Genomic DNA, 23093 nt, shown 5'->3' on the forward strand with positions numbered 1-23093 from the left:
AAAACCACCTTTGATAACCTAAAGTAATTCTACTTTAGGTTATCACTTTTAGTTATGAATAGCACATTTTTGATGGTTGATTTTGTGTATTTAATTTCATTTTGATGGTCTTGAAAGCTTTGCCATACTTCATTATCAATTTTCATTGTAAGTTTTTGATCAATCCAGCGTATTTGGTCGGATAGCTGTTGAAGTGAATCTGCTATGCTCTTTTTATCCACCTCTCCACTGCAAGGATTCATTTTTTTTGCTGCTAATGCCATTATCCTCACCCTCACTCTTTTTGATTTAATAACACTATTCGAGAGGAATGAAGACTATCCTTCCTGTTCGACAAAACTAGAAGAAATGATACAAAACAAGTGATATTACTTATGATTTTAGTGAAATTAGACACACTAATTGTAAAGGAGGTTTAGTATGAAAGATAAAAATAAGCATGAGAAAAAAGCAGAAACAATTAGAAATAAATCATTAAAAATTGGAGATAAAAAGTTAAATGGTTCAAACCGTCCATCAACTTAAGCTTAAGGATAAAAGGATTTGCTATAAACATAGCAAATCCTTTTATAAGGTTGTTTACGCACTTTATATAAAAACATTCCTTACATGAGAGTATACATATAACATCTTGCGCTTTTGATAGAAGGAATTCTTTATTTCTATATCAGTTAACGTTAATTTATCTTGCCACCATTTCTTTTTTATACCCCCCCATCTGTACCAATCATTTCGAATTATATCTTGATGTTGTATTACTGGATAGATATAGCGTAAAATAGGAGCAACCTGGAACTGTGTCTCTATAAATTGTTCATAATCTCGTCTCGTTCCTGAATGGTCAATATTTACTGCAAAGTCTAATATTTCCTCATGAATATTTGGGGTAAAAATTATTGTAGCAATATTTTTACCAAGTGTAATTCGATTTGTTACATTTGTGAAATTATGTACAAAAGAACCGTATAATTTACCGTTACATGTCGGTAGGATAACAGCATTTATATTGATGAAATTCTGCATCAGGTATGGAAGTTTACGAAATACGTGATACTCAAAGAAAGATTGTTTAATAACAGGCTGCTGAATAACATTTTGTTCATTTATAATAAGTGCTATCATAAGCCTTTCTTTATTTTTTGTCTTCCAGAAATGATTCCATTCTCTTATAATAAATCGTGAAACATTAAAAAATTTCAATAGATGAAATAGTGGTTTATTTAGCTTGCATGATAATTTATATACGAGCAGTTGTGGATAAGCATCTGAAAATATTAGCCAGTTTGCTCGTTCATAGGTCATAAATAATCTATTTCTCTCTTTGCTGCTGAGAATTGTTTTAAATGGAGGTAAATGCAAGTCAGTCATGTTCCAACCAGCGTTTCTTGAAACGAGACTGGCAACAAATGCCCATTTAATTTCTGAATAATCAAGGTAAAATTTCTGATAGGCTTTCGTTCTTGATATGTTATCGACATTATGTATTTGGGTCATTTTTGTTATATAATATATACTAGATTCTTCCCTAATACATCTCATAACGACCCTGCTTTCATAAGATTTATTATTAGTTATCTGCATACAAACGAGATTTTATGCTATTTTAGTTATCAAATTAGTATTTATTTGGTATGATACTGTAATATGCTGGGAGGAATATGATGAATTATCCTAATGGAAAACAGAAAGGGACAAGCTCGCATGATACAGCCAATACGAATAATATTTTTAGCAATCGCGGAATGTCATTAGAGGAAGATATAAATACAACGAATAAGTATTATTTGGATATAGATAAAGCAATTATTCATAAAAAACCAACACCGGTACAAATAGTAAAGGTGAATTATCCCAGTAGAAGTGCTGCTGTAATTACGGAAGGCTATTTCAAACAGGCTTCTACAACCGATTATAATGGTCTCTATCGTAATCGTTATATTGATTTCGAAGCAAAGGAAACAAAAAACAAAACATTGTTCCCATTGGCTAATATACATGATCATCAAATCCGGCATATGGAAGCAGTCGTAAAACATGGCGGAATTTGCTTTTTGATCATTCGATTTGCAGCATATGATGAAACATTTTTTATGCCGGCAGAGAAACTTTTTATACACTGGTACGACAAATTAAATGGTGGGAAAAAATCAATGGCTTATAAAACAATCAAAGAAGAAGGATATCGTATCCCTTTTCAATACCAGGCAAGAATAGATTATTTAAAAATTATCGATAAGCTTTATTTTTAGAGACGGAGGTATCGTGCTATGGCAGATAATAGCCAATCTCGCACAGCAAGAAGAAAACAAAAAAAGTCAAAAAAGAAACCGATTTGGAAGAAAATACTATTAACAGTTTTTATTATTTTTATCGTAACTGGAATAGGTGTAGGAGCAGTGGGAACTTATTGGATCGTTACAGCACCAGACATAGATGCATCGAAACTTTCCGATCCATTTTCATCCTCACTTTATGATCAGGATGGAAATGAGTTTGCTGTTTTAGGTTCTGAAAAACGAAAGAAGATAGATTATGATGACTTGCCACAAGTCTTAATTGATGCGGTTACTGCAACAGAAGATGCTCGTTTTTTTGAACATTCCGGGATTGATTTAAGACGGATAGGTGGAGCAATTGTAGGGAACTTAAGGAACGGTTTTGGGTCTGAAGGTGCAAGTACAATTACACAGCAAGTAGTTGAGAAATCATTTTTATCACATGAAAAGGAACTTAAAATAAAAGTTCAGGAACAATGGCTCGCTCTGAAGCTGGAGCAGGATTATTCAAAAGAACAAATCATGGAAATGTATTTGAATAAAATATTTTATGGTGCAAATGCTTATGGGGTTGCAAAAGCTGCTGAGAATTATTTCGGTAAGACAGATTTAAATGAACTTACGCTAACAGAGGCTGCGATTTTAGCAGGATTACCACAGCGCCCAACAGCCTATAACCCTTTTGAAAATCCGGATTTAACGAAAAAACGATTGGATACGGTTTTAACATTGATGGTTAGACACGATAAAATCACCGAGGAACAGGCAGATGAAGCAAGATCAGTTGAGATCGCGAGCCTGCTGAAAGAATCCCGGCCTGATTCAACTCCATATGAAGGCTTTATCCAACAAGTTCATAAAGAGGTTAAAGAAAAGCTTGATGGTGCTGATATTTATACCGATGGCTTAAAAATTTACACAACTTTAGATTCGAGTGTTCAAGAGCATGTTGAATTTCTATTAACAGACAGTGATGAGAATCCGATCCCTTACCCTGATGATGAAATGCAAGCTGCAATGACAGTACTTGATACAAAAACTGGTGCAATCAGGGCCGTTGGAGGAAGAAGGAATAGTAAAGGAAATAGAGAATTTAATTTTGCTATAAATGGAAGCACCCAAGCTGGTTCCACAGCGAAACCAATTGTAGCTTATGGTCCTGCGATTGAATATGATAAAATATCAACCTATCACCAAATTAATGATGATAAACCATATGAAGTTGGTGGACATACATTTAGAAACTGGAACCGCAAATATAGTGGTTGGATGACTGCAAGACATGCATTAGCACAATCATTAAACGTTCCTGCACTTAAAACATTGGAAGCAACAGGGACAGGGAAAGCAAAGGAGTTTGCTGAAGGATTGGGCTATCATTTCGCTGATGACACGATTTCAATAGGTGATGCAATTGGAGGTACCCAAACGCAGGTTACACCACTACAATTAGCAGGGTCTTACCGTGCATTTGGTAATGAAGGTATTTATAACGAACCATATGCAGTTACAAAGGTTGAATTTGAAGATGGTCGGACAGTTGAATTAAAGCCAGAACCAGAGGCAGCCATGTCAGATTATACGGCATATATGATTACAGATATGCTGAAATCAGCAATAACAGATGGTTTCGCTACAGCTGCTAATGTGCCTGGATTACATGTTGCTGGAAAAACAGGAACTACCAATTTAAAAGATGTGTCAGGAAGTCCTGATGCGTGGTTTGCAGGGTATACAACGAATTATACAATATCAGCATGGGTTGGTGGATACACGGATGAGGATGATAATAGAGCCCCAATTCCAGATGGCGGAACTACCGTACCCCAATATTTATTTAGTAATGCAATGCAAGAAATATCCAAGGAAATCGAAACAGCAGACTTTAATAAACCGAGTTCAGTTGTGGAAGTTAGAGTCGAGAAAGGATCCAATCCTGCTGCATTACCGAGTGAATACACACCATCATCAGAGACTGTGACAGAACTGTTTGTAAAAGGAACGGAACCAACGAAGACATCTGAAAAATATGATGAATTGGATCCTGTAGATGGACTTAAAGCTATCTATAATGAAGAGTCAAATTCAATTGATATCGAATGGAATTATGATTCTGATGAAGATGTTTCATTTAAAGTTAGTGCCAGTGTAGATGGTGGGCAAATGCAAGGTTTATCTTCCACTGAAGATACTTCAATGGAAATTACTGAAGTAGAGCCTGGTGCAGAATATCAAATTCAGGTTGTTGTAAGTAATGGTTCGATGCAAAGTGAACCGACAAGTACCAATGTCACGGTTCCTGGTGAAGAGGAAGAAGAAGAGGAAGACTCAGAAGAAAATGAAAATGAAGAGGAGAACAATGAGGGGAATATTCCTCCTGTCAGTGGCTTGAGTGCACAATATGTAGCGAATAGATCTATGATCGATGTTTCCTGGGGCTATAATGGACCTCCAGCAACATTTGAAGTATCCGTGAATGGACAAACACAAACCGTTCAATCCAATGGGATCGAAATAAGTGGTGCAACACCTGGTCAAGGGTATACGATAACCGTTACACCGATTGGACAAAATGGGGCTAATGAGGGTGTTCGAGGAGAAGTTCAGAGCACGGAAGTTACAGTTCCAGAAGCTCCTGAGGATAATGAGGCAGGTACTGAAGAAGATGAAGATGGCAATGAAAACCCTGATGAAGAAGGGCAGGAGTAAAAAAGAACAAAAGCGCTGTCGCGCCTTATCACGTCCCAAGTGAGAATTAATCACTTGGGATATTTCTTGCCTCAATCATTGTGCCGTTGCAATAGGGGCAATGTAATTCAACTTCTACCCCTTCTTTTAAATCCACACTAAATTCTCCGATGATATATTCAGGAACCTCATCGGTTTTCTTTCAGTCTAGACATTCAAATATGACCGTTTCCATTTCTTCGTTTAAACCAAAAGGATCTTCCTCATTTAGCCAATCCAAGTCCTTAGAAGGGTTATTTTGTTCCTTGTCTTTTGGAAATCCCATATCTTTTACAACGCTCCTTTTCTACGTCCTCTATGTAGTGATATATCCAATCGTAATCCTTATGCCAAATTCCTACAAGATCCATCTCTTGATGGCAAATTGGTGACTTGAGAGGGTCCTGTTCAAAAGATTCTATTATACGTTGTCGATATCTTTTCTTCTTACGTGTTGTTTCAAGTAACAACGCAATTTGTTTTGTCCTCATGAAAACATGTAAACTTAATATCTGTTGTGCCTTACGGTGGGATCTTCTACTATATAATCCGTACCTTCCAATCATACGAAAATGTTTTGGTGGAATATGTTGAAGTAATTCAAATAAAAATTTATATACTGATACTTTCTTGTCTATCCTTTTTTCCGTGCGATGGTCTTTATACCAATAGTGAACAATGAACAATTTCTCCATCATACTCGATAATGCGATACTCTGCGATTGCTGGACGTGCTAAATAACGCCCTATATATTTGGCTACTTGTTTTGCGTTCTTCATCTTTTTCTCTGCATTCACATAAAAACCATTGGGATACTTTTGATAGAAGTCATTGACCTTCCTTTTGATTTTTTGATCTTCGGGAGACCATTCTTTTAATAAATCCAATACAAGCTTTTGCCATGATTTTCTTAAATAATCGTAAGGAATAAAACCAGTAGCTACCCAATTATTTTGATTGTCCAGCGCCCCTTCTGTAACTAGTGCGTGTATATGAGGGTTAAAATTTAGATCACGACCAAACGTATGGATAACCGTAATCATGCCTGAGCGTAGTTCTTTTTCTTTATTCCTTTGATCATGACCTCATGATATGTATTCGATAGGACTATTTATTTTCCTTTTTAGTATATTTTTTACCAATAATGTAAATTATTTACTAAAAATGAATTTTATGTTATTTTGATAGACGTATATAAAATATATTTTAGGGGTAAGCAGTCTTACAGTTAGTGCAGAGGAAAGCAATAAAGATCAAATTCTCGAAGAAGCTAACAAGGTTGCTGAAGAACATGGTTTAACGCCTACAGAAACCAGTGATTTTGAAGGAGAGAGACTAAAATTTGATTCCGTAGAAGAGTTTGAGGCTTTCTTAGAAAAACAAGAAAAAGCGCAAGACCAACCTTCAATTAGTTTAGCAGGTTCTACAAGCAATTCTGAATGGTGTGACTATAATTTCACAGGTAAAATTTGTGTGTCAGCAGAAGTAGAAAGAACCTCTAGTGGTTTTATAACTGACGTAAATAATGTATATTCTTATCAATCAGGTTTTATATTTGGAGTAACATGGAAAGAACTTTATACTGACTATAGTTATTCTTCAAGAAGTGGATCAGCATGGGCTGTTAGGGAAAAGACGTATGGAATATCTATTGAAGGCATTCCAGCTGGTTATGTTCAAAGATATACACTTACAACTTACTTTTAAGGAGTTTTATAATGACAGGCGAAATCAATTGGTTTGATGCGGGTTTTCAAGTTTTTTTCTTGATTCTAATAATCGCAGTGATAATGATAATTATAAAAATCAGAAAAAAAATAAGAAAAACAAATCGTAGAAAATAGAGTCGTGGGAAGCATAAAAAACGCTTCCCACGACTCTATTTGGTTCAATAAACTTAATACATGTTTCTAGTAAATGAATATCATCCCATTAGTGGTTTGTATCAGAATGATATTTTTTATTCACTCAGCATGGAAAATTGATTTTGGTCTTGTTTTTGAATTTGAACTTAACTCGCAGAGCATACGACTTATGAAATAAGTCTAGTATGTTTTATACTTACCTCATTAAGTTTCTCGGACAAGGGGGGAAAAATCACTGTATTCCATTCTACGAGTGGCAAAAATGAGAAATTCAACGGCTTCAAAAGGCATTCAAAAACATAATCAAAGGGAAAATGAAAAGTACGGAAACAAAGATATTGATCACGATCGTACGCATTTGAATTACGATTTGATAAATGACAAAAATATCGAATGAAAAAATCGAATGGAAGAAATCATTGAGAAAGGCTACAACGGACAACGGAACGGAAAGTGCGTTCAGATGCGATTAAGCAAGTTGATGGAATTATCACGAGTGATAAGGAATTTTTTGATAGCTTACCAGCTGATGTTCAAAATCAATATTTCAAAAATAGCTTGGAGTTTGTGAAAAAAGAGTATGGAGAAAAAAATCTACTCTATGCAACGGTTCATCTAGACGAAAAGACATCACACATGCACTTTGGTTTTGTTCCTCTGACAGAAGATGGGTGACTATCGGCAAAAGATATTATCGGTAATAAAAAGGCATTATCTCTGTTGCAAGACCGGTTCAATGATTTTATTAACGAAAAAGGCTATAACCTAGAGCGTGGCGAACGTGGTTCAGACGACAAACATTTAGACATGCAAAAATTTAAAGAGAAAACACTTCAGGAAAAAATAAATGGACTAGAAAATGAGTTTGTAGGAAAACAGGACGAACTGAAGGGCATGAAGGAAAAAATGCTCACGTTGTATAAAGCGTGGGATCAAACAAAACAAGTAGACCAGATAGAAATTAAAGAAAGTGGTTTAATCGAGCCAAAAACGGTCAAATTATCTCTTTCTGATCAAAAAACTACTGCAAAGGTCTCGGAATCGCTACAAATGGCTAATGCAGGTCTTAAACAACAAGTTAAGCAAGTGTCTACCCGAAATACAGAGTTAGAAAAGAGAAATCATCAGCTACAAACGAAAGTGCAATCGGTAACGAAACAAAATCAGGAATTGAAAAAAGAGAATGGCGTTCTAAAAAAAGAAAATAATTTTTTGTAGCGCACGATCGAGCAAGTCAAAATTCATTTTAGAGAGCAGGTTCAGGGTATGAGTTTGAAAATCGGAATGCTGAAAGTGAACGTATTGGATAAAATGAATTTGCCTTTGTTACAAAAATATTTTACAGACGATAAAGAAATTCAAGGCGCGCAATTTATTATGAAAGAAAATAAAAAAGAGCAAGAAAAAAATGATGAGCAAAAAGAAAAATCTCCCACACCGAAAAGATAAATTTGGAGAGATGATTTTGAGATGGAACGGTAAAAGAGACTATATCAAATGTGATACTTTAGTATATCCCAACTATATCTCGCGGGTATCTGTACTATATCTTTTAAGCAAAAAATGACCCTAAAGTAATATCACAAAGAATCCCATAGGCACAGCCTATTTTGCCACTTTTTTTAAAAAGTGGTACCGGATTCCCTTATGCTCTTGCACGTTTTCATTTGATATTGGTATATTATTTTACACAAGTGATGTCGCCAATTCCTGGAGCGACTAATAAAACAGGAGTCGTTCTTCCCAATGACGACTAAAAATGGGAGTTGCAAACCCCTCAATGCAACTCATAAGTTAGGGGCTGGAAAGTATATCTATTTTAAAAAAGTCACAGATTCTCATGGCTTTTTTTTATTTTTTCTTAAACCCGTTCTTCGGGGATCTTCAAATTGGGAGCTAATTGTCATGGTCAAAACGGTTGATGAATTACTGAAAGAACTTCATGGACTAGGGGTAAACGCACGTAAAGTAAAGTGTACAAATAAAAACGAAATATTGCTTGATCCCAAGAACCCAACTGATGTGGAATGGTATGAAAATGATGAAGCTTATGACATCGTAGCTGACAAGTGATATACTTATGTTTCATAATAGTAAGAATTAGTGTACCAAAAACAAAGAGGTAACCACAACTGGTTACCTCTTTTTCTATTTATTTAATTACGCCATTTCTTTTTTCATTCGCTTTTGTCCTTCCCTGCAAATAGCTAATAACGGGCATTCTGGACAGTTTGGATTTCTTGCCTTGCAGTGATATCGACCAAAGAAAATCATCAGATGATGTGTATCACTCCACTCTTTTTTTGGAACTTTGCGCATTAGCGTTTCTTCAACCTCTGCTACAGAATCCTTCCATCTGCAAATAGCCAACCGCTTAGAGACTCTTTCTACATGTGTATCCACAGCAATTGCCGGCTCGTTAAAAGCAACTGAGGCTACCACATTTGCCGTCTTCCTGCCAACACCTGCAAGCTTCATTAATTCTGTTTTCGTCTCCGGTACTTGCCCGTTATAGTCATCAAGTAATGACTGGCATAGTTTTCGTATATGTTTTGCTTTATTTCTATAAAGCCCGATGGATTTTATATCATGCTGCAGCTCTTCCAGCGTAACAGACAAATAATCTGCTGGAGTTTTGTATTTTTTAAATAGCTCTTTCGTTACTTTATTAACGAGTACATCCGTACATTGGGCTGAAAGCAATACAGCAATAACTAATTCAAATGGATTGTTGTGGTTTAATTCACATTCGGCATTTGGAAACATTATTTTCATCTCATCTAAGCAATACCTTATTTGTTTTTTATTAAGCATAACCTAGTCTTCCCCTTCTAACCAATTATAATAAAATGATGTATCCCTTTTTTTTGTATTTTCCTGTTTCACAGACTGATTCGTATGGAAATTTCTGCTTGCATTTCGAGCTTGTTCTACTGAATGAATTCCTTTTTTCTTCCAGTCTCTAAGTATTCGATCAATATATTTAAAATTAAGTTTTCCCATTAGGACAGATTCTCTTAGTCCTGCTTTAATGAGTGAAGGAGCTATTTCATCCTCATCCAGCCATGCATTAATTGTTTCTATTTCAAATGGGGATAAAGGTCTTCCAAATTCCTGTTCAAATAAAATAAAAATTGTCCCATCGATTTGCTCTTTTTCAGGTGGCTCTGAAGAATAAAGCTTTTCCCAAAGAGGATTTAGACAATATGCTTCGCTTCTTTGTTTTTGATCATTTTCTTTTTGTTCTATTTCCAATACATTTTTCTGGATTAGCCTACGCAAAATATTGGCACACTCTTTTTCATCAAATGTTAAATGGCTGGCTATTTCAAAAGGTGTTGGAAAATCATTATTCGCTTGAAGAAATCGATGTAATTGTAAAATAACCATTAGTTCTTCTTCATTAAGACCAAGTGTTGTATAGGAAGATAACAATTTAATCGGAACTTGTATTTGGTCTAATAATATTTGTTGGATTGGAATAGATTTTGTCATACATAAGCACCTCATTCCTAGTATAGCATGAAACTGATAATGAAAAATTAATTTAAAATCCCTTGCTCCAGCTGCAAGGGATTTTAAATACTTATGGATATAATCGATTTAATAATCTTGGAAATGGAATAGTTTCTCTTACATGATCCACTCCAGACAGCCAGGCTACAGTTCTTTCAAGTCCCAAACCAAATCCGGAGTGTGGAACACTACCGTATTGACGAAGCTCTAAATACCATTTATAAGCTGGTCCATTTAGACCATGTTTTTCATACCGTTCCTTCATTAGATCCAAATCATCAATCCGCTCGGAACCACCGATAATTTCACCATAACCTTCAGGAGCTATTAGATCAGCACATAATACTACATCAGACCTACCTGGTACTGGTTTCATATAAAACGCCTTTATTTCTGCCGGATAATTTGTAATAAATACTGGTTTGTCAAAACTTTCGGCAATTGCGGTTTCATGTGGGGAACCAAAATCTACACCCCATTCAATATCATTGAACCCTTTTTCCTTCAATAATTTTATTGCATCATCATATGAAATTCTAGGAAATGGTGCTTTGATTTTTTCTAAACTAGATGTATTGCGTTCCAAAACATTTAATTCCAGTTTACAATTTTCCAATACAGCCTGTACAATAAAACTTACATATTGTTCTTGAATTTCCAAACTTTCCTCATGCTCCACAAAAGCCATTTCCGGTTCGATCATCCAGAATTCAATTAAATGTCTTCGGGTTTTTGACTTTTCTGCACGAAATGTAGGGCCAAAGGAAAATACTTTTCCAAAAGCCATCGCCGCAGCTTCCATATAAAGCTGACCACTTTGGGATAAATATGCTTCTTCATCGAAATATTTTGTATGAAATAATTCGGTTGTTCCTTCTGCGGATGAACCAGTCAATATTGGTGGATCAATTTTTACATAGCCACCATCGTTAAAGAATTGATAGGTTGCTCGAATAATTTCATTACGAATTTTCATTATCGCATGTTGTCTCTTGGATCTGAGCCAGAGATGACGATGATCCATTAAGAATTCGGTTCCATGTTCTTTAGGTGTAATTGGATAATCTGTTGCTTCGTGAATTAATTCGATATTACTAACCTGCATTTCATAACCGAATGGCGATCTGGAATCCTCTACTATTTTCCCTGTAATGTACATAGATGATTCCTGTGTCATATTTTTGGCCAGCTGAAAAACACCTTCGCTTACGTCATTTTTTACTACGACCCCTTGAATAAAACCAGTTCCATCACGTAATTGTAAAAAAGCAATTTTTCCACTGGATCGTTTATTTGATAGCCATGCTCCTATCGTTACTGTCTGTTCCACATAGTTTGGTGTGAGTGCTATTGTAGTTTTCAAAAAAATTCCTGGTTAATTTAACGTATAACATTTCATATCAAATCGCTGTAAAATAACCAGGTTTCACCTCCTTAAACAATTTTAAAATCAATAAATTTTATCAAATTTCCATAACAATTGGGTTGGCTTCACACTATATTTTTTCAATATCTTAATGGTTTATTACAAATCGTTTGATTCGCTTTGCTGCTTCTTCTAATATTTCGATGGATGTTGCATAAGATAAACGTACATTATTGGGAGCTCCAAAGCCAGATCCGGGTACTAGTGCAACCTTTTCCTCTTCAAGTAACGCAGTAACCCAGTCATCGACGTTGGAAAAGCCATTATTAGCTGCTGCTCCCTGAACATTTGGAAATAAATAAAATGCACCCTTAGGTTTAACACATGATATTCCTGGAATCCCACTAATTAACTCATAAAAAATATCAAGTCTATCATTGAAGGCTTTTTTCATTTCTTCTATGGAATTATTATTCGCCTCATATGCAGCAAGCGCCCCGTATTGTGCTATTGATGTTGGATTAGATGTTGAATGTGATGCAAGGTTTGTCATTGCTTTAATAATTGCGTTTGATCCCGCTGCATAACCGATTCTCCAGCCGGTCATGGCATGTGATTTAGAAACACCATTAATAACAATTGTTTGTTCTTTTAATTCATTGGACAGTGTTGCAATAGAGACATGTTCATCGTTTGTATAGATTAGCTTTTCATAAATTTCATCTGAGACAATTAATACACCATGTTTTAAGCAGACCTCTCCAAGCATTCTTAGTTCTTCTTTACTATACATCATACCTGTAGGATTGCTTGGTGAGTTAATGATAACAGCTTTTGTCTTACTTGTTATGGTTACTTCTAATTCACTTGGTGTTAATTTAAAATCATTTTCTTCCTGGGCATTAACAAAAACCGGTTTGCCTCCAGCTAATTTTATTTGTTCCGGATAACTCACCCAATATGGGGTTGGAACAATTACTTCGTCATCCTGATTCAATAACACTTGAAATAAGGTATATAACGCATGTTTAGCGCCTGTTGTAACGATTATTTGGTCATTGGAAAAACGTAACCCATTATCCCTTTTAAATTTGTTTGAAATAGCTTGTTTAAGCTCTGCGATACCACCTGAGGGTGTATATTTTGTCATTCCACTTTTCATTGCATTCATTGCAGCATCAAGAATATAGTCCGGTGTATTGAAATCTGGTTCACCTACACCCAAACCAATAACATCATGACCTTGCTGCTTTAATTCTTTAGCTTTTGCAGAAATTGCTAAAGTAGAGGACGGCGTTAATGTTTTTACCCTATTTGCTAATTCCACTGTATAATCACCCTTCTATTTAAATGTCCTGTTAAAGCGATATTGTTCATATCGAGTTCCATCATAGATCGATAAATAATCTATAATATATTGATTTGAATTATTCTCATACGTAACTTCCCATAATGCTTCTTCATTCACAAGAGCTGGTATAATTTTGACTAATTTACAGTTCTTACATTGCTCATTCCACTGACCCAGCACTTCTGATTCAGGCATTATTTCATTTTGGTCAATAGTGACTAGATTCTTTTCATTACCTTTTAATGGATAAAAAATCAGTTTTTTTTCATCATTGTTGTTTTTACCATAAATAACATGAAAGGATTCAGCACCATTAAACTGTTCCATTTTTTCTATATCTGTAATTGAAGTATTTTGCAAAATTTGTCTTTTGGTTTCGTCGTAACCCGATGTTTTAGCTGCTGCTAAATCATTATATAGAAATACACCAAAAGTAAAGCAAGCAAGGATTAAAATAATTATTACCATAAAGCTCCAAAATAGCCAGCTAGATCTTCTCATTATAACCCTCATTCAACGTTAAACTAATCTTATATAAATTTAAATCTGATGCATGTAAACAATTTATGGCTGATGATACTTCAATCGTATTCCCCATCTTTTTCCCTCCATTATAAAATTGCTTCGTTTATCAATATTTGCTAATCATAGTACTCAGTTCGTTTACAAATACTAATTATAACGTTGAGATTGAATAAGATAAAGCATAGAAATAGTATAACAAGCATAATCAATAATTTGTTTTATTTTTATTTATTTCAACAAATTTTTTCCAACCCATACCTGTATACTACTGATGCATTGCACATGCATCAGTAGACTTTTTTAGTGATATTAAAACCAATTCTCTGCTATTTTCATTATTTCCTGTGTGGATTCATAAGTAATGGGTACACTTGGTATCGATTCAGTAAAATATTTTCCATAACGAGCCTTCATCACTCTTGCATCGCATACAAAAACGATTCCACGATCATTTGTTGAACGTATAAGCCTTCCAAACCCCTGTTTGAACCGAATTACTGCATTTGGCAAGGACCATTCAATAAATGCATTTTTCCCCAGTTCTTTTAAATAATTTGATTTTGCTTCATATATAGGATGATCAGGAGGCTGAAACGGGAGTCGCACAATCATAAGACAGGATAAATCATCCCCGGGTATATCCACACCTTCCCAAAAGGAGCTGGTACCTAGAAGAATAGACTGATCAAACGTTTGAAAATTTTTCTTCAAACGAATACGACTACCACTTGATATTCCTTGTGCAATTAATACATACTTATCAATATCAATTGTTTCTCTCAATATCCCATACGATTTTCTAAGCATATCATATGAAGTGAATAATACGAGCATTCTTCCGCTTGTTATTTCCGCTAATGATAAAATCGCTTCACAAGTTGCATAAATAAAATCATCTAGCTTCCCGTATTTAATGTCAGGAAAGTCATTTGGAACCATTAACCTTACCTGTTCCTTGTAAAGAAAAGGTGATATTATCTTTTTACTAATAAAACTGCCCTCGGCCAATCCAAGTCTGTTTTGAATAAACGTAAAAGCGTTTTTCATCGTAAGGGTAGCACTCGTTAAAATAACACTCTGTTTTTTATCAAAAAATTCATTTGCCAATAATGGAGACATATCAGTTGGTTCACAATACAGATATACTGCATTCTTTGCACCATATATCTCTATCTCAATCCATTTAACCTGCTTGATTGATTCTTCAATTAAAAATAATTGTTCAATTCGGTCAATAAATGATTGCAGTAGCTCTATATTCAATTTTAATTCATCTTGATCGAATTTATGAAAGGCTTTAGTCTTTTCAAAGTAGTGCTCGATCTCTGCAAGTATATGAATTAAATCACGTAGGTAAAAAGTTAATCTTGTTGCCATTTCTTCTATAATATTCCATTTTTTAGGGTCTTCTTTTTTTGCTTCAAATCGGTACTGTGTTCTTCCAATATCGCTTAATGATTTGTTTTTCTTTTGCTGATCAATAACATATTGAAATAACGAACGAAATAAATCATCAATCTCATATTTAGCATCGACTAGTATTTTATCCCATTTTTCAAGAGGTAATTGTTCTTTATAAAAAGAATATTTAGATAGAACCTTCCCTAATGACTTTGCCTCAGTTGTGCTACCAATTTGATTAAGTGTAAATTGCATATTAATATAATCAAGCTTTAAGCCGTAATGTCTTGAAGCTGTTTCCTCCAAATGATGTGCTTCATCAATAATTACTTTGTCGTAACTTGGTAAGAACTGATAATCATTAAATAGATCTGTACATAATAATGCGTGGTTAGTAATGATAATATCGGCTTGTTGTGCCAGTTTACGAGCCTTTTGATAATAGGAATAGGTAAACCACGGTGAAAAAGGGTCAATATTTCCTTCTGTGTCTATCGAGACTTTTCTGTAGAATAAGTAACCACTTGATGGTAGGTGGATTTCGTCGATATCACCAGTTTTTGTTTCAGTTATCCATACAAGCATTATTGCTTTCGTAAGTGCGATATCATAGTTATCCTGCTGTTCTGAATCAAGTGCACGCTCAAATTTTTCTAAACTGAGATAGTGGCTCTTCCCCTTTAGTAAAGCAGTTTTAAATTTAAAAGCTGCCAATTTTTGAATTAAGGGGATTTCTTCTTCTAAAAGCTGGGCCTGTAATTGAGTTGTGTATGTACTTATTACAATACGTTGTTTTGCTTTTATCGCCTCGTAAATTGCAGGAATTAGATAGGCTAATGACTTTCCGGTACCTGTTTCAGCTTCAATTAATGCATGTTTATGTAATTGAAATGCATCAAAAATAGTTTCAGACATTTCACGTTGACCACTTCTTTTTTCATAGTTCTTCAGATGCTGTTGCATGGATCCATTTTGTTCATAGATAGAATCTAAATAATCACCATAAGACATCGTTATTTTGTCCTGCTGCTTTTCCTTGACTACTTCTACATGTCTGAATGCCAAACCCTTAAAAGAAATAATATTTTTGTCTTCAATTGGTGAATGAACTAAATTATCATATCTATCCTTTAATAATGGATATAAATCAGATTTAAACGCTTTTTCAAGTTTTAGTAAATGGTCTATTGTTTCAAGTGGTAATGAATCCAGCTTTTCTTTTAAATTCAAAAACAATTTTGCAGTAACATAAGCATCTGACAAAGCTCGATGAGGATCTTCATGAAGTATATCCAGGAATTCCGCCAATTGTCCTAATTTATAGCTAGGAGCTTTTGGATATAAAATCCGTGAAAGCTCTACTGTGTCCACAACTGGATTAGATAGTTGTTTGAGCCCGTTATTCTTAAGTTCTGTATTTAAAAACCCTAAATCAAAAGGTACATTATGTGCGATTAAATACCCATCACGAAAAAGTTCAATAATTTCATTTGCCTTTTCCTTAAAGATTGGAGCATCTTCCACATCCTTATCAACGATTCCTGTTAAATTAGAAATAAAAGGTGGAATAGGCTTGCTCGGATTAAGTAAGGTGGAATAATGATCAGTTATTTTATTATTGTCTATAATAACGATTCCAACTTCAATGATTTTATCATCTTTTGTCGCAGTTTGTCCTGTTGTTTCTAAGTCAATTACGACATATTTATCCATATCTCCACCTAACTTTCTTAATTTCTATATCGTATTAATAAAACTCTTATCTTTTATAACTGATAAGAGTTTTACACCTGATCAAGAAATCCTATAGCACTGTTAATGGAGGCTCCTGTTTAATAAGCTGTTTAATTTCATTTTGCTCATTCATAATTGCGACTTTTGGGTTAAAATCTGCTAGCTCTTCATTCGAAACAAGAGCATAAGCTACAATTATAACAGTGTCACCCTTTTGTACCAATCTTGCAGCAGCACCATTTAAACACACGACACCTGAACCACTTTTACCAGGAATAACATACGTTTCCAAACGTGCTCCATTATTAGTGTTTACTATTTGTACTTTTTCGTGTGGCAATATATCAACTTTCTCTAAAATAGATTGATCAATGGTTACACTTCCAACATAATTTAAATTAGCTTCTGTAACTCTGGCGCGATGAATCTTTGCTTTCATCATCGTACGCAACATACGATCCCCCCTATTTCATTTCATTAATTAAGTTTCCTTTTTCGTCAAATAAGAGGTTATCAATTAACCGTGTATATTGGAAATACACAGCAGTTGCTAATATAACCTGTTGATCGATAACAGAAACAGGTTTTAGATTGGGATAGCTTAATAATTCAACATAATCTATCTTAGCTGTAGTATGTATTGTAATTGTATCCATAACCTCTTTCACAATAATACCAGGATTTTTCTCTCCGTCAACAACTAATCCCTGTCCTTTTTTTAATGCTTTATAAAGCCATATAGCCTGTTTACGTTCTTTATTGTTTAAATTTACATTCCTGCTGCTTTTTGCTAGGCCATCATTTTCTCTAGCTGTAGGTAATCCAATTAATTTGATTGGAAAGTTTAAATCAGAAATAAGTGCGTCGACTACTGCAACCTGTTGCGCATCTTTCATACCGAAGTATGTTCTATTTGGTCTAATGATGTTAAATAGTTTGCTTAGTACGGTAATTACTCCATCAAAATGACCTGGGCGTGAACGACCGCATAAAACATTAACACGCTCATTTATGGACATATTGATTCGCATTTTCTTAGGATACATGTCTTTTACACCAGGTATAAATAAGATATCTACTCCAGCTTGTTTTGCATGTTGAATATCTCTATCTTCGTCACGTGGATATTGTTCATAATCTTCACTCGGGCCAAATTGCAATGGGTTAACAAATATGCTTGTTACCACCATATCATTTTCCCTTTTAGCTTGATTCATGAGACTGATATGACCTTCGTGAAAGAACCCCATAGTCGCAACAAAACCTATTTGTTTATTTTGCTCGATTACATCATTTATTATTTTCTGTATTGTATTTACAGATCGAATAATTTCCATCAACAATCCCTACTTTAGCTATTTGGTAAAACATCTTTATCTTTAACTAAAAATGAATGATTTTCTGAGGGGAAATGTCCTTTCTTTACATCAGAAATATAAGATGCGATCGCTGCTTGACCCTCTTTGTTAAAGTCGCCATACGATTGAACAAATTTAGGTAAGCGATCTACACCATATTTTAATATATCATGATACACCAATACTTGACCATCACAATCTATCCCTGCCCCAATTCCAATTGTAGGTATACTTAATTCTTTTGTTATAATTGCTGCAAGTTCCTTGGGTACACATTCCAACACTAATGAAATCGCACCAGATTCAGCGACTTTCTTTGCGTCTGACAACAGCTTTTTTGCAGTTTCTTTATCTTTTCCCTGAACTTTATAACCACCAAGAACGTTAACGGATTGGGGAGTTAAACCCAAATGTGCAATTACTGGAATTCCTGCACTTGTTAAGTGTTTAATCAGAACTAAAATTTCGTCAGTTGCCCCTTCTATCTTTAATGCTTGTGCATCTGTTTGTTGAAAAATTTCACGTGCATTTAATAGAGAGTCCTCTAATGATACGTGATATGACATAAATGGCATATCAACAACAGTAAAAGTATTTGGAGCTCCTCGTTTAACAGCTTTTCCATGATGGATCATATCAGCCAATCTTACTTGAACTGTAGATGAATATCCTAATACAACCATTCCCAGTGAATCCCCAACAAGAATCATATCAATACCAGCTTCTTCAACAATTTTTGCTGCAGGATAATCATATGCAGTAACCATACTGATCTTTTCATTACTTTGTTTCATTTTTTGTAAATCTAATCGACTTAACATGTTTTTAATCTCCTTCTCAAAACCAATCAATTTCCCCTGAATACAGTTTTTTAATCGTATTGTTTTTGGTTTTTACAAGTAATGCTCCATCATCGGCAATTCCGGAAAATGACGCTTCATATTGTTCTCGTAATGTGTTTATTTTAATTTTCTTTCCAAGCTTAAAACCATAGCTTTCCCATTTAGATTTTATTTCAGAGAATCCATTAGCTATGTACGCATCATATGTATTCTCAAATGTTTGCAAGATTTCTTGAATAAGTTCTTTCATCGGCCAATTATTATTTGTCTCTATTTTTAGTGATGTTGCCTTATCTTTAAGATCTTCAGGCAATTCTTCTATTTTTTGATTAACATTTATCCCTATGCCAATAACAACATACTGAATTTGATCCTGTTCTGCCTGCATTTCTGTTAAAATACCAGCGGTCTTCTTATTATTTATTATAATATCATTGGGCCATTTAATCAGTGGTTTTAGAGTGGAACAGGAATTGATAACATCGGCTAAAACCGTAGCTGTTAATAATGTTAATTGCGGAGCAAGATAAGGTAAAATTGCTGGTCTTAAAACAATACTCAGCCAGATTCCTTTACCTTTGGTAGAGTGCCACTCCCGGTTCATTCTCCCTCTTCCCTTCGTTTGCTCATCTGCAATGATTACGGTTCCGTGAGCCGCATTTTCCTGTACTACCTGATGTGCAAGAATCTGGGTAGATGTTACTGTTTTTTTATGAATGATCTTTTTACCTAGCCATTTTGTTTTTAAACCCCATTGGATCGTATTTTCGCTCAATTTATCAGGAAAACGGATAATTCGATACCCCATATTTGATTTACCCTCAATCTCATAGCCGTCTTCTTTAAGTTTTTTCATGTGCTTCCATATGGCACTTCGGGATATATTTAATTCTTCCGATAAGGCTTGACCGGAAATATATTTTTCCCTGTGATTTGCTAACAAATTTATTAATTTATTTCGGGTGGATTCCATCTTATCCACTCCTTCAGTTCATGTTTAGAATTCCTTAGATTTCCCAGTACTACTTCATGCTCTAATTTGCTAATTATTTTCTGAAGCCATGGCCCTTTCTTCATGTCTGGAAACAGAGCGATTAGATCACTTCCATTTAATGCTAATTCCTTTTTCGATTTAATTGGGATACTTTGTTCCATTTGCACTATTTCCGTCAAATGGATTGACTTAGTTGGACACATTAATTCGACCAACCTTATAAATCCCTCATAATAGCTGGATGATAAATGATATACCCCCCATTTGTTGAGACCTTCTCTATAAAAATTATCTAAAGCTGTTACCAACTGAATTGCTTCCAGCTTGATTTTATTAGAGCATTTCCATTCCCTTATCCATGTTTCTATCCTAACATTTGGTTCAATTTTATGTAACAATGCGATAACTTCTCCAAATGAATGTAATGGTCGTAATGGGTTTGGAAGACGATCCATAATCGTGGGATAGTTTCTTATTACCGGAAGATGCTGATGAACTTCTGTACGTTTCAAATAATTAATCCCATTACTCAGATATTTCCCTTTAAATAATTTTGTAAATTCATTGGTAATTCGCTCGATTGCAAGATTATCGATATCCTGTTTTACTGTTTTCATTTGGAAAACTGTTTCCTGATCTATCGCAAACCCTAACTGGCTGGAAAATCTTAGTGCACGAATAATTCGTAATGGATCTTCAGTGAAACGATCGTACCCATTGCCAACAGTACGGATTATTTTATTTTGCAAGTCCTGCTTTCCATTAAATAAATCAATAATGACACCATTTTTATCCATAGCTAATGCATTTATTGTAAAATCTCTTCTTTCCAGATCTTTATCAATTTCATCAATAAAATCTACATTATCGGGATGACGTTTATCTGTGTATATCCCATCGATTCGGAAGGTTGTTACTTCATATGACTCATTTTTGTGTCTGACAATAACTGTACCATGTTCAATACCAACCGGGATCACTTTATCAAATAGTTGTTTTATTATATGAGGTGCTGCAGATGTTGCAATATCGATATCAGCAATTGGACGTTTCAGCAAAAAGTCACGAACACAGCCACCAACAAAGTATGCTTTATGATTATATTCCTCAATTTTTTCCAATATAGGTTTTGCTTTAATAAAAGAATCAGTTAACAAGGGATCACCAATTTTCCTATTATTCATTACGTAATACTCTATCATATAGCTCCATATACTGCTGAACTATTTCTTGTGAGTGAAAACGACTCCTGGCGTGATTATAAGCATTTAGTGAGAATGCATTTAAACGCTTTTCATTGTTTAATAATTCGGTAGCATAATCAGCAACCCCGTCTAAATCACCTAATTCAACAATATAACCTGTTTCATTGTGTATAATTACTTCTGGAATACCTCCTACATTAGTACCAATACAAGGAACTTCACATGCCATCGCTTCGAGTAAAACCAATCCAAAACTTTCTTTTTCTGATAGTAATAATTTTAAATCTGAAATGGACAATAAATCACTAATGTTTTTCTGTTTACCTAAAAACAGAACAAATTCAGCCAGACCTAATTCTGATACTAATTGAATAGCCTCTGAATACTCTGGTCCATCACCAATTAATAAGAGTTTACTCTTAACATGACTTTGAATTTTATGAAAGGCATGTATTACATCATTAATTCGCTTCACTTTACGAAAATTGGATATATGAATGATTACTTTTTCATCAGGTTTAATCCCATATTGTTCTTTGATAAATGGGAGCTCTCTCTTATAGTACTCTTTTTCATTTACAAAATTATAAATGACTGAGATATCCTTATTTATATCGAGCATGTTAACCGTTTGCTCTACCAGGCTATTTGAAACTGCTGTTACTGCATCCGATTTTTCTATGCCATGTTTTATCATCTTTTTAAAGGTATGATCAATTCCCAAAACAGTAATATCCGTACCATGTAATGTTGTAATGATTTTAACATCATGTTTTGCAATGTCTTTAGCCAAAATGGCACAAATCGCATGTGGCATCGCATAGTGTACATGAAGAATATCAAGCTTTTCCTGATCAATTACCTCTGCCATTTTTGACGTGAGTGCAAGGTCATATGGCGGATATTGAAATACCGGATAATGATTTAACTCCACCTCATGATAAAAAATCTTCGGATAAATCCCATTTAAACGAAAAGGTACACCGGATGTAATAAAATGAATTTCATGTCCTTGCTCAGCAAGAAGCATTCCAAGCTCAGTAGCAATTATACCAGAACCGCCAACAGATGGATAACAGGTAATTCCTATTTTTTTCATTCGATTAATCCCTCATAACTGTTATCCCGTACCATATCCAGAATATTTTCAAGGCCATAAACAAGTTCGTTTAAATGAATCACTTTATCTATTGCTAATTTAATTCCATCCATAAATGATTCCCGATTAATAGAATCATGCTTAATTGTTAAGGTTTGGCCCGAACCACCAAATATAACCTCCTGATGTGCCACAAGGCCAGGTAACCGCATACTGTGGATTCTCATACCATCATATTCAGCACCTCGTGCCCCAGCCATTAATTCTCTCTCATTTGGATGGCCTTGAAGTTTATTATTTCTCATTTCTTTAATAAGCTCTGCTGTTTTTATAGCGGTGCCAGATGGAGCATCTAATTTATGATCATGATGTTTTTCGATGATCTCCACATCCGGAAAGAATTTTGCAGCCATTTGCGCAAATTGCATCATCAAAACTGCACCAATTGCAAAATTTGGAGCAATAATGCAACCAATCCCCCTTTCTTTTGCTGTACTTGAAAGTTCAGTAATTTGTTCATCTGTGAATCCTGTTGTTCCAACAACCGATCTGATATTATGATGTAATGCAATTTTTGTATTTTCAAATCCTGCATTTGGCACAGTAAGATCAACAAAAATAGTTGCATCAATATTTTCAAAGCATTCTTCCGGGTTTTCAAAAATAGGTACATCTAGGTTAGGCAGGTCATTAACTTCTTTCATTTGTCGACCATTATTTTTCCGATCGATGCAAGCGACTAACTGAAAGCGCTCTTCTGTACTAACCATTCGGATTGCTTCTCGACCCATTTTCCCCCTTGGTCCGGCAATTACTACGTTTATAGTCATTGT

Annotated in this window: 23 protein-coding genes and 2 pseudogenes; 7 read left to right on the plus strand and 18 right to left on the minus strand. The window is 34.7% G+C overall.

What is annotated here, in order from left to right; translation table 11 throughout:
* Positions 1–29 precede the first annotated feature (29 nt).
* A complete protein-coding gene (locus AC6HVZ_RS02100; RefSeq protein ID WP_497556474.1) occupies positions 30–263 on the minus strand; it encodes a hypothetical protein in 234 nt (77 codons plus the stop codon).
* Between the two features lie 325 nt (positions 264–588).
* Entirely contained in the window at positions 589–1494 is a 906-nt protein-coding gene (locus tag AC6HVZ_RS02105; protein ID WP_497556475.1) for a DUF2515 family protein, read from the minus strand.
* Between the two features lie 167 nt (positions 1495–1661).
* Between AC6HVZ_RS02105 and recU the strand changes: the two genes are divergently transcribed.
* Both recU and AC6HVZ_RS02115 read left to right on the plus strand, forming a co-directional pair.
* Entirely contained in the window at positions 1662–2249 is a 588-nt protein-coding gene (gene recU / locus AC6HVZ_RS02110; RefSeq protein ID WP_497556476.1) for a Holliday junction resolvase RecU, read from the plus strand.
* An 18-nt stretch (positions 2250–2267) separates the two neighbouring features.
* The gene (locus AC6HVZ_RS02115) at positions 2268–4985 is read left to right on the plus strand and encodes a PBP1A family penicillin-binding protein (RefSeq protein ID WP_497556477.1); all 2718 of its coding nucleotides are present in this window, start codon (positions 2268–2270) and stop codon (positions 4983–4985) included.
* Between the two features lie 272 nt (positions 4986–5257).
* Here the strand turns inward: AC6HVZ_RS02115 and AC6HVZ_RS02120 are convergent, their stop codons facing one another.
* From AC6HVZ_RS02120 to AC6HVZ_RS02130, 3 genes and pseudogenes are all read right to left on the minus strand, one after another.
* The gene (locus AC6HVZ_RS02120; RefSeq protein ID WP_497556617.1) at positions 5258–5494 is read right to left on the minus strand and encodes a hypothetical protein; all 237 of its coding nucleotides are present in this window, start codon (positions 5492–5494) and stop codon (positions 5258–5260) included.
* A gap of 99 nt (positions 5495–5593) precedes the next feature.
* Positions 5594–5701: pseudogene (locus AC6HVZ_RS02125) on the minus strand (hypothetical protein); the annotation flags it as partial.
* On the minus strand, positions 5664–6047 hold the full coding sequence (locus AC6HVZ_RS02130) for a transposase (RefSeq protein WP_497556478.1): 384 nt from the start codon (positions 6045–6047) through the stop codon (positions 5664–5666). The gene AC6HVZ_RS02130 and the pseudogene AC6HVZ_RS02125, both read right to left, overlap by 38 nt.
* 430 nt (positions 6048–6477) lie before the next feature.
* On the opposite strand from AC6HVZ_RS02130, the gene AC6HVZ_RS02135 reads away from it, so the two are divergent.
* The 5 genes and pseudogenes from AC6HVZ_RS02135 to AC6HVZ_RS02155 all read left to right on the plus strand — a co-directional run bounded on the left by AC6HVZ_RS02135 (position 6478) and on the right by AC6HVZ_RS02155 (position 8942).
* Positions 6478–6711 (plus strand): hypothetical protein, encoded by a 234-nt coding sequence (locus tag AC6HVZ_RS02135; protein ID WP_497556479.1) that lies wholly within the window; start codon positions 6478–6480, stop codon positions 6709–6711.
* A 402-nt stretch (positions 6712–7113) separates the two neighbouring features.
* On the plus strand, positions 7114–7266 hold the full coding sequence (locus tag AC6HVZ_RS02140) for a plasmid recombination protein (RefSeq protein ID WP_497556611.1): 153 nt from the start codon (positions 7114–7116) through the stop codon (positions 7264–7266).
* Positions 7267–7322: 56 nt separating this feature from the next.
* Positions 7323–8087 (plus strand): annotated as a pseudogene (gene mobV / locus AC6HVZ_RS02145) (MobV family relaxase).
* A 48-nt stretch (positions 8088–8135) separates the two neighbouring features.
* Entirely contained in the window at positions 8136–8318 is a 183-nt protein-coding gene (locus AC6HVZ_RS02150; RefSeq protein WP_497556480.1) for a hypothetical protein, read from the plus strand.
* A gap of 456 nt (positions 8319–8774) precedes the next feature.
* Positions 8775–8942: a hypothetical protein gene (locus tag AC6HVZ_RS02155; protein WP_497556481.1), complete on the plus strand. Its 168-nt coding sequence runs from the start codon at positions 8775–8777 to the stop codon at positions 8940–8942.
* 87 nt (positions 8943–9029) lie between these two features.
* On the opposite strand, the gene nth is transcribed toward AC6HVZ_RS02155, so the two are convergent.
* The 13 genes from nth to dapB form a co-directional block, all read right to left on the minus strand.
* Positions 9030–9683 (minus strand): endonuclease III, encoded by a 654-nt coding sequence (gene nth, locus AC6HVZ_RS02160; protein WP_497556482.1) that lies wholly within the window; start codon positions 9681–9683, stop codon positions 9030–9032.
* 3 nt (positions 9684–9686) lie between these two features.
* Positions 9687–10364 carry a DnaD domain-containing protein gene (locus AC6HVZ_RS02165; protein ID WP_497556483.1) on the minus strand — a complete coding sequence of 226 codons (678 nt, stop codon included), beginning with the start codon at positions 10362–10364 and terminating at the stop codon, positions 9687–9689.
* 91 nt (positions 10365–10455) lie between these two features.
* Entirely contained in the window at positions 10456–11748 is a 1293-nt protein-coding gene (asnS, locus tag AC6HVZ_RS02170; protein ID WP_497556484.1) for an asparagine--tRNA ligase, read from the minus strand.
* A 151-nt stretch (positions 11749–11899) separates the two neighbouring features.
* Positions 11900–13078, minus strand: coding sequence for a pyridoxal phosphate-dependent aminotransferase (locus AC6HVZ_RS02175; RefSeq protein WP_497556485.1), 1179 nt, complete (start codon positions 13076–13078; stop codon positions 11900–11902).
* A 15-nt stretch (positions 13079–13093) separates the two neighbouring features.
* Complete coding sequence (locus tag AC6HVZ_RS02180; protein ID WP_497556486.1) at positions 13094–13603, minus strand: cell wall elongation regulator TseB-like domain-containing protein; 510 nt, start codon at positions 13601–13603, stop codon at positions 13094–13096.
* 333 nt (positions 13604–13936) lie between these two features.
* Positions 13937–16741: an ATP-dependent DNA helicase DinG gene (gene dinG, locus AC6HVZ_RS02185; protein ID WP_497556487.1), complete on the minus strand. Its 2805-nt coding sequence runs from the start codon at positions 16739–16741 to the stop codon at positions 13937–13939.
* Positions 16742–16832: 91 nt separating this feature from the next.
* Positions 16833–17216 carry an aspartate 1-decarboxylase gene (gene panD, locus AC6HVZ_RS02190; RefSeq protein ID WP_497556488.1) on the minus strand — a complete coding sequence of 128 codons (384 nt, stop codon included), beginning with the start codon at positions 17214–17216 and terminating at the stop codon, positions 16833–16835.
* A gap of 10 nt (positions 17217–17226) precedes the next feature.
* Positions 17227–18099: a pantoate--beta-alanine ligase gene (gene panC / locus AC6HVZ_RS02195; RefSeq protein ID WP_497556489.1), complete on the minus strand. Its 873-nt coding sequence runs from the start codon at positions 18097–18099 to the stop codon at positions 17227–17229.
* A gap of 14 nt (positions 18100–18113) precedes the next feature.
* Entirely contained in the window at positions 18114–18941 is an 828-nt protein-coding gene (gene panB / locus AC6HVZ_RS02200; RefSeq protein ID WP_497556490.1) for a 3-methyl-2-oxobutanoate hydroxymethyltransferase, read from the minus strand.
* Between the two features lie 16 nt (positions 18942–18957).
* Positions 18958–19935 carry a biotin--[acetyl-CoA-carboxylase] ligase gene (locus AC6HVZ_RS02205; RefSeq protein ID WP_497556491.1) on the minus strand — a complete coding sequence of 326 codons (978 nt, stop codon included), beginning with the start codon at positions 19933–19935 and terminating at the stop codon, positions 18958–18960.
* Positions 19911–21140 carry a CCA tRNA nucleotidyltransferase gene (locus AC6HVZ_RS02210; protein WP_497556492.1) on the minus strand — a complete coding sequence of 410 codons (1230 nt, stop codon included), beginning with the start codon at positions 21138–21140 and terminating at the stop codon, positions 19911–19913. Before AC6HVZ_RS02210 ends, AC6HVZ_RS02205 begins: the two co-directional genes overlap by 25 nt.
* Complete coding sequence (gene bshA / locus AC6HVZ_RS02215) at positions 21133–22260, minus strand: N-acetyl-alpha-D-glucosaminyl L-malate synthase BshA (RefSeq protein ID WP_497556493.1); 1128 nt, start codon at positions 22258–22260, stop codon at positions 21133–21135. The genes AC6HVZ_RS02210 and bshA overlap by 8 nt, the downstream gene beginning before the upstream one ends.
* Complete coding sequence (gene dapB / locus AC6HVZ_RS02220) at positions 22257–23090, minus strand: 4-hydroxy-tetrahydrodipicolinate reductase (RefSeq protein ID WP_497556494.1); 834 nt, start codon at positions 23088–23090, stop codon at positions 22257–22259. The genes bshA and dapB overlap by 4 nt, the downstream gene beginning before the upstream one ends.
* Between the last annotated feature and the right edge of the window lie 3 nt (positions 23091–23093).

The sequence above is a fragment of the Oceanobacillus sp. NCCP-135 genome (genome assembly GCF_059698015.1).

Bases quoted from the DNA above. Each gene is read 5' to 3' on its own strand.
- bshA (WP_497556493.1), bottom strand. From the start codon at position 22,260: ATGAAAAAAATAGGAATTACCTGTTATCCATCTGTTGGCGGTTCTGGT.
- panC (WP_497556489.1), bottom strand. From the start codon at position 18,099: ATGGAAATTATTCGATCTGTAAATACAATACAGAAAATAATAAATGAT.
- nth (WP_497556482.1), bottom strand. From the start codon at position 9,683: ATGCTTAATAAAAAACAAATAAGGTATTGCTTAGATGAGATGAAAATA.
- AC6HVZ_RS02150 (WP_497556480.1), top strand. From the start codon at position 8,136: ATGAGTTTGAAAATCGGAATGCTGAAAGTGAACGTATTGGATAAAATG.
- AC6HVZ_RS02180 (WP_497556486.1), bottom strand. From the start codon at position 13,603: ATGAGAAGATCTAGCTGGCTATTTTGGAGCTTTATGGTAATAATTATT.
- AC6HVZ_RS02210 (WP_497556492.1), bottom strand. From the start codon at position 21,140: ATGAATAATAGGAAAATTGGTGATCCCTTGTTAACTGATTCTTTTATT.
- panB (WP_497556490.1), bottom strand. From the start codon at position 18,941: ATGTTAAGTCGATTAGATTTACAAAAAATGAAACAAAGTAATGAAAAG.
- AC6HVZ_RS02205 (WP_497556491.1), bottom strand. From the start codon at position 19,935: ATGGAATCCACCCGAAATAAATTAATAAATTTGTTAGCAAATCACAGG.
- AC6HVZ_RS02105 (WP_497556475.1), bottom strand. From the start codon at position 1,494: ATGACCCAAATACATAATGTCGATAACATATCAAGAACGAAAGCCTAT.
- AC6HVZ_RS02165 (WP_497556483.1), bottom strand. From the start codon at position 10,364: ATGACAAAATCTATTCCAATCCAACAAATATTATTAGACCAAATACAA.
- AC6HVZ_RS02100 (WP_497556474.1), bottom strand. From the start codon at position 263: ATGGCATTAGCAGCAAAAAAAATGAATCCTTGCAGTGGAGAGGTGGAT.
- dinG (WP_497556487.1), bottom strand. From the start codon at position 16,741: ATGGATAAATATGTCGTAATTGACTTAGAAACAACAGGACAAACTGCG.
- AC6HVZ_RS02155 (WP_497556481.1), top strand. From the start codon at position 8,775: ATGGTCAAAACGGTTGATGAATTACTGAAAGAACTTCATGGACTAGGG.
- recU (WP_497556476.1), top strand. From the start codon at position 1,662: ATGAATTATCCTAATGGAAAACAGAAAGGGACAAGCTCGCATGATACA.
- panD (WP_497556488.1), bottom strand. From the start codon at position 17,216: ATGTTGCGTACGATGATGAAAGCAAAGATTCATCGCGCCAGAGTTACA.
- AC6HVZ_RS02130 (WP_497556478.1), bottom strand. From the start codon at position 6,047: ATGATTACGGTTATCCATACGTTTGGTCGTGATCTAAATTTTAACCCT.
- dapB (WP_497556494.1), bottom strand. From the start codon at position 23,090: ATGACTATAAACGTAGTAATTGCCGGACCAAGGGGGAAAATGGGTCGA.
- AC6HVZ_RS02120 (WP_497556617.1), bottom strand. From the start codon at position 5,494: ATGAGGACAAAACAAATTGCGTTGTTACTTGAAACAACACGTAAGAAG.
- AC6HVZ_RS02115 (WP_497556477.1), top strand. From the start codon at position 2,268: ATGGCAGATAATAGCCAATCTCGCACAGCAAGAAGAAAACAAAAAAAG.